Origin of the sequence: Bacillus sp. RZ2MS9 (genome assembly GCF_001816185.2) — a bacterium.
GTDB lineage: Bacteria > Bacillota > Bacilli > Bacillales > Bacillaceae_G > Bacillus_A > Bacillus_A cereus.
The window spans coordinates 5,342,023-5,357,194 of sequence record NZ_CP049978.1; the positions used below are offsets into that span (position 1 = coordinate 5,342,023).

The window sequence follows — 15,172 nt, forward strand, 5'->3', positions numbered from 1 at the left end:
TAACTCACCTTCCAGTTAGTTAAACAGATTAAAATAGTATAAGGAATATTATTTTATCCCCCTATTTTAGAACGCAATGAAATCCCTAAGTCAATTATACCTAAGATTGTCACAAGAGGAAACAGCATCGGAATAAACATGCATGCAATAAAACTAATAATAGGAACCCCTTTAGTAAAACCTTTTCTATACGCTAAAAAGGCGATAAATGTCAGACCTTGCAGTACAAGTAATAGTGCAAATATGACATTTAGGTTAGAAAATACCATATGTAAATATGATGTTGGTTCTACTTTTATAAAAGTTGCTAACAAAATAAATATAACGTAATACCAAATGATACTCTTTAGTAATTGTATATCTTTAAATTTAGGCCAAGATATAACGTCATATTTTAACTTTTTCAAAACACTACCTGATATTATCACTGTAATCCAAGAAAAACATACTGAAACTAGCACAAGTATACTCGGAAGTAACGATTGTAATATATCATTCATTTGTGCAAGTAACTCTTTTTGTTCCTTACTAATCGGCATACCTGTAGCACTTACTATCTTTTCGCTTTTCGCCATACTTTCACTAAATATACTTCGCATTTGCTTCATTATATCTATGTTGAAAAACTTTATACTCGCAACATAAATAAGTACAAAACCAATTAATTATGCAAGCGTCCCAGCTATTAAGATTTCCACTGGCTTTTTTCTTGTTTTATACATATATCCTAAAACAATCCCTATCAATCCAAACATAATTGTCTTCACTAAATTCATCGGTTGACTCACAATAATAGTAACAAAAAGTGCCGCTACAAAAACCACGAGCACATTAGATAGTTTATGTCTTATCATTAATAGTATAAATGGTAACGGCAACGCAAAAGTTACAACTGTACCCAAAATCGGAACATACATAGATATAAACAATAACATTACATATATAGTCAACAACGCGGCACCTTCAGTAATAAATCTTGCTTGTTTCACATTTTAACCTCTCTTTCAAAAAAGAAAAGCATAGCAAAATGCACAGTAGAGTCCGACTCTACTGTGCATTTCATACGCTATTATTCACCAACATATGGTAAAAGTGCCATTTGACGAGCACGTTTAATTGCAACTGTAAGTTTGCGTTGGTATTTCGCGCTTGTTCCTGTTACACGACGAGGTAAAATTTTACCACGCTCAGAAACGAAACGTTTTAATAAATCAACATCTTTATAGTCAATGCGAGTGATGCCGTTAGCTGTGAAGAAACACACCTTACGACGTTTCGCACGTCCACCTTTGCGTCCTGCCATGTCTATTTCCCTCCATTCTTTGTTAAAACTAACAAATTTACTGTATTAGAACGGTAAATCGTCGTCGGAAATGTCGATCGGTTGACCTACATTTGAAAATGGATCGTCATTCTTCGTAAATCCAGAGTTACCTTGGTTACCTGAATTACTAGATTGACCAAATGGGTTAGAGCCTTGGTTACCGAAACCAGCTCCTGATGGTTGCTGATTAAATGAACCACGTTGCTCCCCACCGCCATTACGCGGCTCTAAAAATTGCACGCTTTCCGCAAGAACTTCTGTTACGTATACACGTTTACCATCTTGTCCCTCGTAATTACGAGTTTGAAGACGTCCATCTACGCCTGCTAAGCTACCTTTTTTCAAATAATTTGCTACGTTTTCTGCTTGTTTACGCCATATTACACAATTAATAAAGTCAGCTTCACGCTCACCTTGTTGATTGGCAAATGCGCGATTCACAGCTAACGTAAAAGTAGCTACTGCAACACCATTGGGCGTGTAACGTAAGTCAGGGTCCTTAGTTAAACGACCAACGAGGATAACACGATTCATCAATCGAACCACTCTCCCTTATATATCAATTATTTTTCTTCTTCTTTAACAACGATATGACGAAGGATGTCTTCGTTGATCTTAGCTAAACGGTCGAATTCGTTAATCGCTTCTGCGTTAGATTTCACGTTTAAGATCATGTAGAAACCTTCACGTAAGTCGTTGATTTCGTAAGCTAAACGACGCTTACCCCACTCTTTCGTGTTAATGATTTCTGCACCATTGTTTGTTAAAACACCTGCAAAACGTTCAACTAAAGCTTTTTGAGCTTCTTCTTCAACGCCAGGACGAATGATGTACATAATTTCGTACTTTCTCATTACACTTTCACCTCCTTTTGGTCTAAACGGCCCGTAATGGGCAAGGAGCAATTAATTTATAGTAATTACTCACGAGTTTAGATTATATCATAGTAAGTTATATGAATCAACTCACCAATACATAAAAAACTTGGCAAACATATAATATATTTGCCAAGCTCATATCTTTATTTTTCCTAGGAAATATTAAATTAAACGTTAAAACGGAAGTGCATAACATCTCCGTCTTTTACGATATATTCTTTTCCTTCTAAACGTACTTTTCCAGCTTCTTTTGCAGCTGTCATAGAACCGTTTGTCATTAAGTCATCGTAAGAAACTGTTTCTGCACGAATAAATCCACGCTCAAAGTCTGTATGAATAACACCAGCACATTGCGGTGCCTTCATTCCTTGTTTAAATGTCCAAGCACGTACTTCTTGAACGCCAGCTGTAAAGTAAGTAGCAAGTCCTAATAGGTCATATGCTGCACGAATTAATTGATCTAAACCAGACTCTTCAATTCCTAATTCTTCAAGGAATACTTTTTTCTCTTCTTCGTCTAATTCAGCGATTTCTGATTCGATTTTTGCACATACAACGATTACTTGAGAATTTTCATTTGCTGCAAATTCTTTTACCATTTGTACGTATTTATTTTCCGAAGGATCGATAACATCGTCTTCACTTACATTCGCTACGTATAACATTTCTTTTGTTGTAAGTAAATGAAGGCCTTTAACAACCTTCATCTGCTCTTCTGTAAATTCAACAGTACGAGCTGGTTTTCCCTCTTCAAAAGCTTCTTTTAAACGAACTAAAATTTCATGCTCATATACCGCTTCTTTATCTTTTTGTCTTGCTAATTTCGCAACACGCTCGATACGCTTATCAACAGACTCTAAGTCCGCTAAAATTAGCTCTAAATTGATTGTTTCAATATCATCAATTGGATCTACTTTCCCTGAAACGTGCGTAATATTTTCGTCTTCAAAACAACGAACAACTTGGCAAATTGCATCTACTTGACGAATGTGAGATAAGAATTTATTTCCTAAACCTTCACCTTTACTAGCACCTTTTACAATACCTGCAATATCAGTAAACTCGAATACAGTCGGAACAGTCTTTTTCGGTTCTACTAATTCCGTTAATTTATTTAAACGCTCATCTGGTACTTCTACAATCCCTACGTTTGGATCAATTGTACAGAATGGATAGTTCGCAGATTCTGCTCCTGCTTGTGTAATTGCATTAAATAAAGTGGACTTCCCTACGTTAGGTAATCCAACAATCCCAGCCGTTAATCCCATATTTTTCACTCCTATGTCTCAATCTTTCATCATTATAGATAGTAACGAAAAAAATGACAAGTTTCCGCCAAACGAAAAAAAGTAACAGTTACCTACTGTAACTGTTACTCTCCCTCTATTCTTCGTGCTTCACAAGTATTTTTTTCACCTTACGATCAAACTCTCTTCGAGGAATCATTACTGAATGGTCACACCCCTCGCACTTAATGCGGATATCCATTCCCATACGAATAATTTTCCAACGATTCTCGCCACATGGATGGGCTTTCTTCATTTCCACAACATCATACAAGTTATATTCCTTTTGCTCCACTCTCCAAACTCCTCTCCATACTAAATTGCTTTTCCACTAACTAATTCTTCACGATTATATAAAACCATACGTGGATATGGAATTTCAATTCCATGTAAATCAAGACGATTTTTAATCTCTTTACGAAGTGCCCTTGCAATAACTGCATGTTGCATCGGTTCTACTTCAGCAATAACACGTAATATAACTTCTGATGCAGCTAATGTTTGCACACCTAATAATTGAGGTGTTGTTACCATTTTTTCGTACTTTGAAGGTAATTCTACTAATAAATCTTCAATAACTTGCTCTGCTTTCGCAATATCAGCCTCATATGAAATAGATACATCAACAAACGCTACACTATTACTAACTGAGTAGTTAGTAACTTGAACAATACTTCCATTTGGTAAAGTATGAATTTCACCTGTCCAACTCTTTACTTTCGTTGTACGAAGTCCAATTTCTAAAACGACTCCTTCAAATTGACCGATTTTAACATAATCGCCAACCGAAAACTGATCTTCTAACAAAATAAATAAACCTGTAATAACATCTTTCACTAAACTTTGAGCACCAAATCCGACTGCTAAACCAATTACCCCAGCACCCGCTAATAAACCTGATGCATTAATATCAAACACACCTAAAATCGCAATTAGCATAATGAACATAACAACGTACGCTACGATATTTTCAAGTAATTTCGCTACTGTAACTGTACGACGTTCTGAAATTTGAATTGGAGAACGACTTCCCATGCGAAACGCATTTCGTACAACCGCTCTTGCAATTCGCACAACAACTGCACCAATTGTTAAAATAATACATATTTTTAATGTCGCAACTCCAATATGAGCCCAACGATCAGCATCTAATAAATACTGTTTCATAGAATTAAACCACTTCGCTAATAAATCCATGTACCTCTACCTCTCTAGCTAAAATTTCTTTTTAGTTACCCTTATTATTGTATCAGAAGTCCCCTAATTGCTGAAAAAATTTTATGATTTTAATCCTATTTTATCCCCGACATCCAGGTATAAAATGGAACGAATATATATATACTAGTACTATTATTTCCGTTTTCATTCACATTTTGCAAAAATTACGCACTTATAACTTTCCATTTTCCTCACCATATAACATATATTGAAAATTTATTAAAAGGATGGGTGCTTCATGAATATTGGAAGTTTTCGCTTACCATTTTTTGAGAAAGAAACTCAAAACGTTATGCACCAAGATCTAGAAGCCTCCGAGATAATCAGTAATTTCTTACTTACCCATATTCCTATTAAAACTAATATACCACTCATTCTCGTTTGTATCGGCACAGATCGCTCTACGGGTGACGCACTCGGCCCATTAGTTGGTACAAAACTTGAACAAATAGACATCCAAAACCTCCAAGTATTCGGTACACTAGATGAGCCAGTACATGCGCTAAATTTAGAAGAGAAAATTCAGAATATACAGAAAGAATATCCTACTGCATTTATAATTGCTGTTGATGCATGTTTAGGAAAGTCCCAAAATATCGGATCAATCACTACTGGAAAGGGACCTAGTAAACCTGGAGCTGCTATGAATAAGAAATTACCTGCAGTTGGTGATTTGCACATACACGGTATCGTCAATCTAAATGGGTTTATGGAGTTTTTCGTTCTTCAAAATACAAGATTAAGTTTAGTCATGAAAATGGCTGATGTAATCGCACAAAGTATAAAAGAGACGGATCAAAAATTATCCGCATTAAAAAAAGCAAACCATCTATAAATAATAAGATGGTTTGCTTTTTAATTTTTCTGTGCTAATAGTTCTAAAATACGATTTAAATCTTCTTTATTAAAAAATTCAATTTCGATTTTACCTTTTTCTTTTTTCGTCTCTTTAATTTTCACATCTGTGCCAAACTTTTCTCTTAAGAACGTTTCACGTTCTACGAAAAATATATTTCGCTCTTTTTTCACTTTTTTTGTTTCACGTGAAACGTGTTGATTAATCTCTTGGACGATTTTCTCTAATTGACGAACATTTAATCCTTCTTTTTCAATGCGTTTCAATAAGGACTTCAATTGTTCTTCATCTTTTATCGTAAGTAAAGTTCTCCCATGAGCCATTGAAAGTTGACCATTTGCAATCATATCTTGTACGAAAGAAGGTAGGCTTAATAACCTAGTATAATTTGCAATGTAAGGTCTGCTTTTACCAAGACGTTTCGCTAATTGTTCTTGCGTTACATTTAGCTCATTCATTAACATCTGGTATGCCATTGCCTCTTCCATAGGATTTAAATCTTCTCGTTGTAAGTTTTCTAACAAAGCAAATTCCATCATTTGCTGTTCATTTAATTGTCTTACAACCGCAGGTACTTTTTCTAAACCAGCCTCTTTCGCAGCACGAAATCGTCTTTCACCTGCAACAATTTCATATCCTTTAATGCTCTTCCTAGCAATTAATGGTTGTAGAATACCGTGTTCCTTAATCGAAATTGCTAATTCCTGAATCGCCTCTTTATTAAAGTGTTTACGCGGTTGATATGGATTCGGCCTTAATTCAGTTACAAGAATCTCCTGAATTGTTTCCTCTTCTTTCACATCTAAATCAGGAAAAAACACATTAATTCCTCTTCCTAATCCTTTAGCCACCTGCAATCACTTCCTCTGCTAAATCTATATATACTTCTGCTCCTCTTGATTTAGCGTCATACTGCATAATAGGTTTCCCATGACTTGGAGCCTCGCTCAAGCGTACATTACGCGGAATAATCGAGCGATATACTTTATCCCTAAAATACTTTTTCACTTCATCTATAACTTGGATTCCTAAATTTGTACGGGCATCCAACATTGTTAACAATACACCTTGAATTGCTAAATTTTTATTTAAATGTTTTTGTACAAGTCGAACTGTATTTAATAGCTGACTTAACCCTTCTAGTGCGTAATATTCACACTGTACAGGAATAATAACAGAATCTGCTGCTGTTAATGCATTAATCGTTAATAACCCTAAAGATGGGGGACAGTCGATAATAATATAGTCATATTCATCACGAACTGGCTGTAATGCTCTTTGCAAACGTACTTCCCGGGAAATAGTCGGTACCAATTCAATTTCAGCACCAGCTAATTGAATTGTAGCGGGTAGAACATCTAAGTTTTCAGTTGCGGTTTTCTGTATAACCCCTTGAACATCTGCATCTTCCACAAGAACGTTGTAAATACATTGATCTAATTCAGATTTTTCAATTCCCACACCAGTCGTTGCATTTCCTTGAGCATCAATATCTACAAGAAGGACTTTTTTACCTACTTGCGCCAATCCAGCCCCTAAATTAACAGATGTTGTTGTTTTTCCAACACCGCCTTTTTGATTAGCAATAGCAATGATTTTTCCCATGATGTCACCTACTTTCAACCTTTCTATCTTATTCTAGTAACAATTACGTTTATTGTAACATGAAATAAAACTTTTTCTTTTACGTCCTTTATTAAACTTCAAAATTTATTTCTAAACTCCTTCTTCATTTAACAAGAAAATATAGTAAAAGAGACCTCTCCAATAGGATAAGGTCTCTAGCACGTCATTATTATTTTTTCTTTGGAATTTTAATTGTAATTTGATAGTACTCATCAAATTCTTCTTCCTCAGAATTAACATTCAAACCACTTTCAGTAACCATTTGTAAAGATTGTCTAATTGTATTCATAGCAATCCTCGTATCTCGACTTACTGCTTTTTGCTTTGCCTTACGCTTCGGTTTCGCTTCCTCTAGTAACTTCGCAATTCGTTCTTCTGTTTGCTTTACATTTAGTTGTTTCTCCACAATTTCCTGTAAAACTTTCAGTTGTAATTCCTCATTTTTTAAAGGAATGAGAGCGCGGGCATGACGTTCTGTAATGCTTTTTTCTAATAATGCACTTTTTATTTCTTCAGGCAACTTTAACAATCGCAACTTATTTGCGATTGTAGATTGTCCTTTTCCAAGTCGTTGTGCCAATGCTTCTTGTGTTAAATTATGTAACTCAATCAGCTTTTGATATGCCACAGCTTCCTCGATTGCCGTTAGTTCCTCACGTTGCAAGTTTTCAATTAAAGCTACAGAAGCTGTCTCTGTATCATTTAAGTTCTTTATAATTGCAGGAACCTTTTCCCACCCTAACTTTGTTGCCGCGCGAAAACGTCTTTCTCCAGCAATAATCTCGTACTTATCATCCTCATATTGCCTTACAACAATCGGCTGAATAAGTCCATGTGTACGAATTGTTAATGCTAGCTCATCAATACGCGCATCATCAAAAACTGTTCTTGGTTGATAACGGTTAGGGGTAATATTTACTATCGGAATTTCTTGTATTTCTTCATATACCTTTTTATCTATCTCTTCATGGCTTTCGTCTTGTAATTCGAATTCGCTCTCTTTATCTCCAAAGCCAAATAAACGAGAAAACGTATTTTTCATACATATTCCACCACCTTTTAGGCCTATTGACTATTCTCCATAAAATGTTTCCTATGAAACATTTACGTTTTCATTTATATAATTTAATCTTACGTCTAATAAGATTTATTTTTCAATAGGTAATTTATTGGGTGTTCCCGGTTTGCGTGGATATTTCTTTGGTGTCTTGCGCTTTTTCTCGATTAATAAAATATTACGTTCACTCTCTTCAAACGGTAATTGGAACGTAGACATCTCTTTTAACTCTCCGCCTAGCACCTCTAAAGCATACTTGCCATTTTCAATTTCTTCGTTTGCTGCTGCACCTTTCATTGCAATGAATGTTCCTCCAACTTTTACAAGCGGTAAACATAGCTCACTTAATACAGAAAGACGCGCAACTGCACGTGCCATTACAATATCGTATGATTCACGTACACCTTCTTTTTTCCCAAACGTTTCAGCACGATCGTGACAAAATGCAACATCACTTAATTCTAACTTTTGTGCTAAGTGATTTAAGAAATTAATACGTTTTTGCAACGAATCTACAATTGTTACTTTTAAATGCGGGAAACAAATTTTTAAAGGAATACTTGGGAATCCAGCCCCTGCACCAACATCGCAAATTGAGAATGGTTTTGAAAAATCATAATAAAAAGCAGCTGTAATGGAATCAAAAAAGTGTTTTAAATATACTTCTTCTTTTTCTGTAATAGCCGTTAAGTTCATTTTTTCATTCCACTCTACTAATGTTTCAAAGTAGATTTTGAACTGCTCTAACTGTCTAGAAGAGAGGGTGATTCCCTTCTCTTCTAGCATAGATTGAAATTGTTCTATGTTCATCTAGCAATATCTCCTTACTATTTATTGGTTCGATACGCGTGCAATTTTTCCTTGTTCTATATACACAAGTAAAATGGAAATATCCGCTGGATTTACGCCAGAAATACGTGAAGCCTGCCCCATTGAAAGTGGACGAACATCTTTCAATTTCTGTCTAGCTTCTGAAGCAATGCTAGAAATCGCATCATAATCAATATCTACAGGGATTTTTTTATTCTCCATTTTCTTCATACGCTCTACTTGCTGTAAAGATTTTTCAATATATCCTTCATATTTAATCTGAATTTCAACTTGTTCTTTAACTTCATCACTTAATTCTACTTCACTTGGTACTAAAAGATGAATATGCTCATATGTCATCTCTGGACGACGTAATAAGTCACTTGCACGTATTCCATCTTTCAATTCACTTCCGCCAATATTGCGAATTAATTCTTGAACTTCAGGACGTGGTTTAATAATAATGCTGCTTAAACGTTCCTTTTCCTGTTCAATTTGTAATTTTTTATTTGTAAATCGCTCATAGCGCTCTTCTTTAATTAATCCAATTTTACGACCAACTTCAGTTAAACGAAGATCAGCATTATCGTGGCGTAATAATAGACGGTATTCTGCACGAGACGTTAATAAACGATATGGTTCATTTGTACCTTTCGTTACAAGATCATCAATTAAGACGCCAATATAAGCATCCTCGCGACCTAAAACAACTTCTTCTTTACCTAAAGAACGGCATGCTGCATTAATTCCAGCCATAAGCCCTTGTCCGGCCGCCTCTTCGTAACCAGAAGTTCCATTAATTTGTCCTGCTGTATATAAATTTTTAATCTTTTTCGTTTCAAGTGTTGGCCATAGTTGTGTTGGCACAATTGCATCATATTCAATTGCATAACCTGTACGCATCATTTCAACATTTTCTAGGCCTGGAATTGTTCTAAGCATGTCACGTTGTACATCTTCTGGTAAGCTTGTGGATAAACCTTGTACATATACTTCTTGTGTATTACGCCCTTCTGGCTCTAAGAAAATTTGATGACGTGGTTTATCATTAAATCTTACTACTTTGTCTTCAATAGAAGGACAGTATCTAGGACCTGTTCCTTTAATCATACCAGAATACATAGCTGAACGATGTAAATTTTCACCTATTAAACGGTGTGTTTCTGTACTTGTATATGTCAACCAACATGGAATTTGATCCATAATAAATTTCGTTGTTTCAAAAGAGAATGCACGTGGCTTATCATCACCTGGTTGAATTTCTGTTTTACTGTAGTCAATTGTATTACTGTTTACACGAGGAGGTGTCCCTGTTTTAAATCTCACAAGATCAAATCCAAGCTCCTCTAAATGCTCAGATAATGTAATAGACGGTTGCTGATTATTTGGACCACTTGAATATTTTAAGTCGCCCATGATAATCTCGCCACGTAAAAATGTTCCAGTTGTAATTACAACTGTTTTTGCTGTATATTCTGCACCAGCTTGTGTAACTACCCCTTTACATACACCTTCTTCAACGATTAAACGCTCTACCATTCCTTGGAACAACGTTAAGTTTGGTGTTTCTTCAATTGTTTTCTTTAATTCATGTTGGTAAGAGAATTTATCAGCTTGCGCTCGAAGTGCACGTACGGCTGGTCCCTTACCTGTATTTAGCATACGCATTTGAATATGAGTTTTATCAATATTACGTCCCATTTCTCCGCCTAATGCATCAATTTCACGAACAACAATCCCTTTTGCTGGTCCACCAACAGAAGGGTTACATGGCATGAATGCTACCATATCCAAGTTAATTGTTAACATTAATGTTTTTGAGCCCATTCGTGCTGCCGCAAGACCAGCTTCACATCCTGCATGACCTGCACCGATTACTATGACATCGTATGAACCGGCATTGTATCCCATTGTTTATTCCTCCTAATAATCTCTATCTTTCTACAACTTCACTATATTATTTTCCTAAACAAAATTGAGAGAACAACTGGTCAATTAAGCTTTCATGCACTGTGTCCCCAGTAATTTCACCAAGTATTTCCCACGTTCTTGTTAAATCAATTTGTACTATATCAATTGGTACACCATTTTCAATCGCCTCAACTGCATCACCGATTGTTTTTCCTGCTTGTGTTAATAATCCAATATGTCTCGCATTAGAAACATATGTCATATCTGCAGAATCGATTGTTCCTTCAAAGAATAAATCAGCTATTGCCTTTTCGAGTTCATCTATTCCTTGTTCCTCAATTAAGGATGTTGTAATAACACGATTTCCCGCGGCTAACTCTGTAACACGTTCCATATCAATCGCTTGCGGTAAATCAGTCTTATTCACAATAACAATAAAGTCTTTTCCTTGTACCGCACGGAATAGATCTTCATCCTCATTTGTTAAAGCCTCGCTATAGTTGACAACAACTAATACTAAATCCGCTTGGCTCATCATTTCTTTTGAACGTTCCACACCAATTCGTTCAACAACATCTTCTGTCTCCCGAATACCGGCTGTATCTATAAGTTTAAGAGGTACACCACGCACGTTAACGTACTCTTCAATAACATCACGAGTTGTTCCTGCAATATCAGTTACAATTGCCTTTTTCTCCTGAACAAGACTATTTAATAACGATGATTTCCCAACGTTGGGTCTACCGATAATTGCTGTAGCAATACCCTCACGTAAAATTTTCCCTTGTTTTGATGTTTCTAATATTTTTTCGATTTCCGAACGAACATGCGTCGCTTTCTCAATTAAAATATTATGTGTCATCTCTTCTACATCATCGTATTCTGGATAATCTATATTTACCTCAACATGAGCTAATGTTTCTAATATTTCTTGACGCAAAAGACCAATTAATTTAGATAATCGCCCTTCCATTTGATTAATTGCTACATTCATCGCACGATCTGTTTTTGCTCGAATCAAATCCATAACAGCTTCTGCTTGTGATAAATCGATACGTCCATTTAAAAAAGCACGTTTTGTAAATTCGCCCGGTTCTGCCAATCGTACTCCTTGTGCTAGAATAAGTTGCAATACTTTATTTACTGAAACAAGTCCACCGTGACAGTTAATTTCCACTATATTTTCACGTGTAAAAGTCCTTGGTGCGCGCATAATAGACACCATAACTTCTTCAATAACTTGATTTGTATCTAAATCAACAATATGACCATAATGAATAGTGTGAGAAGGAACCTCTGTTAAATCCTTCCCCTTAAAAATACGATTAACTTTCTCAACCGCATCATCCCCACTTACTCGAACAATGGCAATTGCACCCTCTCCAAGCGCTGTGGAAATCGCAGCAATTGTATCAAATTCCATGTCCTTTCACCTCACTTGCTTATTTATCTCTATTTCAACATGATTATTTCTTTCACTAAATTATTAGGATACCATAACGAACCTATCTACAAAAGAAGAATAACTCATTTTATTATATCCCCATGTAAAAAACACTAAACTTATTCACAGTGGATAAGTTTAGTGTTTTTTAGTTATCCACATCTATTTTTCGCTCAAAAAAACCGGCACTCATTTGAGCAACCGGTCATTTAGGAGATATTACAACATGCCGATGTGGTTCATTTCCTTCAGAAGTTGTATTGATACCTTGATGATTTGATAATGCCTGATGAATAATTTTTCGTTCAAAAGATGGCATCGGTTCTAAAATAACTCTTTTTTTCGTATTAAATACTTGTTTCGCTAATCGATAAGAAAGTGATTCTAACGTACTTTTTCTTTTACTACGATAATTTTCAGCATCTAGTGTAATACCGATATACTGCTTCGTGTTACGATTCGCGACAAGTTTTGTTAAATACTGTAAAGAGTTCAATGTATTACCTCTTTTCCCAATTAAAACACCTACATTATCACCAGAAATTGTAAATTCAATTTCGCGTCCTTTTACAATTTTACTAATCTCAACTTCCACACCCATATCGTGAATAACATTTCTTAAATATTCTTCACATTCTTGAATTGGATCTTTCTTCAATACAACTTCTACTACTGCAGGACGATTCCCAAATAAACCTAAGAATCCTCTTTTACCCTCATCGACAATATTTATATCTACTCGATCTTTTGATGTATTTAATTGCCTTAAAGCATCCTCTACTGCCAGCTCGACTGTTTGTCCTTTAGCAGTAATTACACTCACTTGCTTGAGCCTCCAGCTTTGCTAGCCTTAATTTCTGGCCCTTTGATAAAGTACATTTGAGCAATACCAAAGATATTACCAACAACCCAGTAAAGTGATAATGCGGCTGGGAAGTTAATTGCAAAGATTAAAATCATAATCGGCATAAGCCAAAGCATCATTGCCATTTGCGGATTTTGACCAGCTGTTCCTGCCATTGCAAGCTTTTGCTGAATAAATGTCGTAATTGCTGCAACGACCGGTAAGATATAGAACGGGTCTGCATGTCCTAAATCGAACCATAAGAAGCTATGTTGTTTAATTTCAGCTGTTCTCATAATTGCATGATAAAAAGCGAACAGAATTGGCATTTGAATAAAGATTGGTAAACAACCAGCTAATGGATTTACACCATTTTTTTGATATAACTGCATCATTTCTTGCTGCAGTTTTTGCTGTGTCGCTTGATCTTTAGAGCTATATTTCTCTTTTAACTTCACCATTTCCGGTTGTAACGCTTGCATCGCTTTCGTACTCTTCGTTTGTTTAATCATTAGTGGTAATAATGCAAAACGAATGATAAGAGTTGTAATAACAATTGCTAAACCGTAATTACTGTTAAATAAGTCGGCAAAATACGTGATTAACTGAGAAAGCGGATATACGAAATATTCATTCCAAATCCCAGTACTTTTCGATGTAATCGGCTGACCCGTTTCACTACAACCGGTGGCAATCGCCATTAATGCAACGACCATGGCTAGTAAACCTAATTTCTTTTTCAAAGCCTACTCCTCCTTGTATCGGTATGTATATAGTGTAATTCATTTCCTTACGCTACTTTTTTATTCTTTTCATACCAGAGCGTTTAAAGACATGAATTAAGCTTTTCTTTACTTCTTCATATGTCATCTCTGCACAAGGCTTCCTTGCTATTATAACAAAATCTTTCCCAGAATCTATCTCATCTTTTAACTCTGTAATAGCCTGACGGACCATGCGCTTAATTCGATTACGAACTACTGCATTTCCAATTTTCTTGCTAACAGAAAGGCCGATGCGAAAGTTTGGCTGTTCTTCTTTATCTAATTGGTATACAACAAACTGACGATTCGCATTTGATTTTCCTTTTTGAAAAACCGCCTGGAATTCATCATTCTTCTTTATACGATGTTTTTTCTTCATATCAATTGACACTCCTGTATTTCATCAGCGGAAATTCACTATTATTAGAAAAAAAGACCACTGAACGATCAGTGGTCTACGCAGATAATACTTTTCTTCCTTTACGACGACGAGCTGCTAGCACTTTACGTCCGTTCGCTGTGCTCATACGGCTGCGGAAACCATGTACTTTGCTGCGCTTACGTTTATTTGGTTGGTAAGTTCTTTTCATTATATGACACCTCCCTGAGGAATATCTGTTAAAGACAGTCCTATAAATTATAGTTAATCAACTAGGAAAATGTCAATGGTTCTAGAAATTTTCATCAAATATTCATTTTGAACCTATTCACATACTTTTACACAGCACCTATATTTCCTTGTGGATAAATGTTTTTTCACGTTTTTTATATCCACAAACTTTTTTCGCACTTTTACACAGTATATCGTGTTGTGGACAAGTTTATTCCACAAGGTATTGATTTTGTGGATAACTTTCTTAAATTCATTGCTATAGCCACTTTTTTTTGATATTATAGTTGTGTTTTCACTTTGAATAAGTTTTCCACACCTTTATTTTATCCACAGTTTGTGTATAACATGTGGACAGTTTTAATCACATGTGGGTAAATAGTTGTCCACATTTGCTTTTTTTGTCGAAAACCCTATCTCATATACAAACGACGTTTTTAGGTTTTAAAATACGTTTCGTATAAATATACATTTTATATTTATTGGGTTGTACATTTGTTGCGCAACCTTATTCTTTTACCATCTTAGTAAAGGAGGGACACCT

At 35.5% G+C, this 15,172-nt stretch carries 17 protein-coding genes and 1 pseudogene; 1 reads left to right on the forward strand and 17 read right to left on the reverse strand.

What is annotated here, in order from left to right; translation table 11 throughout:
* Positions 1–53 precede the first annotated feature (53 nt).
* The 7 genes and pseudogenes from BHV55_RS27255 to BHV55_RS27285 form a co-directional block, all read right to left on the reverse strand.
* Positions 54–989, reverse strand: a pseudogene (locus tag BHV55_RS27255) (YybS family protein).
* An 80-nt stretch (positions 990–1,069) separates the two neighbouring features.
* Positions 1,070–1,303, reverse strand: a complete 234-nt coding sequence (gene rpsR, locus BHV55_RS27260) for a 30S ribosomal protein S18 (protein ID WP_000918873.1) — start codon at positions 1,301–1,303, stop codon at positions 1,070–1,072.
* A gap of 45 nt (positions 1,304–1,348) precedes the next feature.
* Positions 1,349–1,861, reverse strand: coding sequence for a single-stranded DNA-binding protein (gene ssb, locus BHV55_RS27265; protein WP_000981966.1), 513 nt, complete (start codon positions 1,859–1,861; stop codon positions 1,349–1,351).
* Positions 1,862–1,887: 26 nt separating this feature from the next.
* Positions 1,888–2,178, reverse strand: coding sequence for a 30S ribosomal protein S6 (gene rpsF / locus BHV55_RS27270; RefSeq protein ID WP_001233778.1), 291 nt, complete (start codon positions 2,176–2,178; stop codon positions 1,888–1,890).
* Between the two features lie 191 nt (positions 2,179–2,369).
* A complete protein-coding gene (gene ychF, locus BHV55_RS27275; RefSeq protein WP_000524672.1) occupies positions 2,370–3,470 on the reverse strand; it encodes a redox-regulated ATPase YchF in 1,101 nt (366 codons plus the stop codon).
* A 115-nt stretch (positions 3,471–3,585) separates the two neighbouring features.
* Positions 3,586–3,783: a DUF951 domain-containing protein gene (locus BHV55_RS27280; RefSeq protein ID WP_000435485.1), complete on the reverse strand. Its 198-nt coding sequence runs from the start codon at positions 3,781–3,783 to the stop codon at positions 3,586–3,588.
* Between the two features lie 20 nt (positions 3,784–3,803).
* Complete coding sequence (locus tag BHV55_RS27285; protein WP_000364815.1) at positions 3,804–4,685, reverse strand: mechanosensitive ion channel family protein; 882 nt, start codon at positions 4,683–4,685, stop codon at positions 3,804–3,806.
* Positions 4,686–4,944: 259 nt separating this feature from the next.
* Between BHV55_RS27285 and yyaC the strand changes: the two genes are divergently transcribed.
* On the forward strand, positions 4,945–5,541 hold the full coding sequence (gene yyaC / locus BHV55_RS27290) for a spore protease YyaC (RefSeq protein WP_001020715.1): 597 nt from the start codon (positions 4,945–4,947) through the stop codon (positions 5,539–5,541).
* Between the two features lie 20 nt (positions 5,542–5,561).
* On the opposite strand, the gene spo0J is transcribed toward yyaC, so the two are convergent.
* The 10 genes from spo0J to rpmH form a co-directional block, all read right to left on the reverse strand.
* Positions 5,562–6,413, reverse strand: a complete 852-nt coding sequence (gene spo0J / locus BHV55_RS27295) for a stage 0 sporulation protein Spo0J (RefSeq protein ID WP_001051829.1) — start codon at positions 6,411–6,413, stop codon at positions 5,562–5,564.
* Positions 6,406–7,167 carry a sporulation initiation inhibitor protein Soj gene (soj, locus tag BHV55_RS27300; protein ID WP_000516114.1) on the reverse strand — a complete coding sequence of 254 codons (762 nt, stop codon included), beginning with the start codon at positions 7,165–7,167 and terminating at the stop codon, positions 6,406–6,408. Before soj ends, spo0J begins: the two co-directional genes overlap by 8 nt.
* A 190-nt stretch (positions 7,168–7,357) precedes the next feature.
* The gene (gene noc / locus BHV55_RS27305; protein WP_000799016.1) at positions 7,358–8,230 is read right to left on the reverse strand and encodes a nucleoid occlusion protein; all 873 of its coding nucleotides are present in this window, start codon (positions 8,228–8,230) and stop codon (positions 7,358–7,360) included.
* 105 nt (positions 8,231–8,335) lie between these two features.
* Complete coding sequence (rsmG, locus tag BHV55_RS27310; protein ID WP_001019628.1) at positions 8,336–9,055, reverse strand: 16S rRNA (guanine(527)-N(7))-methyltransferase RsmG; 720 nt, start codon at positions 9,053–9,055, stop codon at positions 8,336–8,338.
* 21 nt (positions 9,056–9,076) lie between these two features.
* Positions 9,077–10,966: a tRNA uridine-5-carboxymethylaminomethyl(34) synthesis enzyme MnmG gene (mnmG, locus tag BHV55_RS27315; RefSeq protein ID WP_070758283.1), complete on the reverse strand. Its 1,890-nt coding sequence runs from the start codon at positions 10,964–10,966 to the stop codon at positions 9,077–9,079.
* A gap of 46 nt (positions 10,967–11,012) precedes the next feature.
* Complete coding sequence (mnmE, locus tag BHV55_RS27320) at positions 11,013–12,389, reverse strand: tRNA uridine-5-carboxymethylaminomethyl(34) synthesis GTPase MnmE (protein ID WP_070758286.1); 1,377 nt, start codon at positions 12,387–12,389, stop codon at positions 11,013–11,015.
* 226 nt (positions 12,390–12,615) lie between these two features.
* Positions 12,616–13,233: an RNA-binding cell elongation regulator Jag/EloR gene (jag, locus tag BHV55_RS27325; RefSeq protein ID WP_000111516.1), complete on the reverse strand. Its 618-nt coding sequence runs from the start codon at positions 13,231–13,233 to the stop codon at positions 12,616–12,618.
* A complete protein-coding gene (gene spoIIIJ / locus BHV55_RS27330; protein WP_000727737.1) occupies positions 13,230–13,997 on the reverse strand; it encodes a YidC family membrane integrase SpoIIIJ in 768 nt (255 codons plus the stop codon). The genes jag and spoIIIJ overlap by 4 nt, the downstream gene beginning before the upstream one ends.
* Before the next feature lie 52 nt (positions 13,998–14,049).
* On the reverse strand, positions 14,050–14,397 hold the full coding sequence (gene rnpA / locus BHV55_RS27335) for a ribonuclease P protein component (RefSeq protein WP_000726621.1): 348 nt from the start codon (positions 14,395–14,397) through the stop codon (positions 14,050–14,052).
* A 76-nt stretch (positions 14,398–14,473) separates the two neighbouring features.
* The gene (gene rpmH, locus BHV55_RS27340) at positions 14,474–14,608 is read right to left on the reverse strand and encodes a 50S ribosomal protein L34 (protein WP_000831901.1); all 135 of its coding nucleotides are present in this window, start codon (positions 14,606–14,608) and stop codon (positions 14,474–14,476) included.
* Between the last annotated feature and the right edge of the window lie 564 nt (positions 14,609–15,172).

Excerpts from the sequence above, each read along its gene's own strand:
- rpsR (WP_000918873.1), bottom strand. The coding sequence starts at position 1,303 with ATGGCAGGACGCAAAGGTGGACGTGCGAAACGTCGTAAGGTGTGTTTC.
- rpsF (WP_001233778.1), bottom strand. The coding sequence starts at position 2,178 with ATGAGAAAGTACGAAATTATGTACATCATTCGTCCTGGCGTTGAAGAA.
- ychF (WP_000524672.1), bottom strand. The coding sequence starts at position 3,470 with ATGGGATTAACGGCTGGGATTGTTGGATTACCTAACGTAGGGAAGTCC.
- BHV55_RS27285 (WP_000364815.1), bottom strand. The coding sequence starts at position 4,685 with ATGGATTTATTAGCGAAGTGGTTTAATTCTATGAAACAGTATTTATTA.
- yyaC (WP_001020715.1), top strand. The coding sequence starts at position 4,945 with ATGAATATTGGAAGTTTTCGCTTACCATTTTTTGAGAAAGAAACTCAA.
- soj (WP_000516114.1), bottom strand. The coding sequence starts at position 7,167 with ATGGGAAAAATCATTGCTATTGCTAATCAAAAAGGCGGTGTTGGAAAA.
- noc (WP_000799016.1), bottom strand. The coding sequence starts at position 8,230 with ATGAAAAATACGTTTTCTCGTTTATTTGGCTTTGGAGATAAAGAGAGC.
- rsmG (WP_001019628.1), bottom strand. The coding sequence starts at position 9,055 with ATGAACATAGAACAATTTCAATCTATGCTAGAAGAGAAGGGAATCACC.
- mnmG (WP_070758283.1), bottom strand. The coding sequence starts at position 10,966 with ATGGGATACAATGCCGGTTCATACGATGTCATAGTAATCGGTGCAGGT.
- mnmE (WP_070758286.1), bottom strand. The coding sequence starts at position 12,389 with ATGGAATTTGATACAATTGCTGCGATTTCCACAGCGCTTGGAGAGGGT.
- rnpA (WP_000726621.1), bottom strand. The coding sequence starts at position 14,397 with ATGAAGAAAAAACATCGTATAAAGAAGAATGATGAATTCCAGGCGGTT.
- rpmH (WP_000831901.1), bottom strand. The coding sequence starts at position 14,608 with ATGAAAAGAACTTACCAACCAAATAAACGTAAGCGCAGCAAAGTACAT.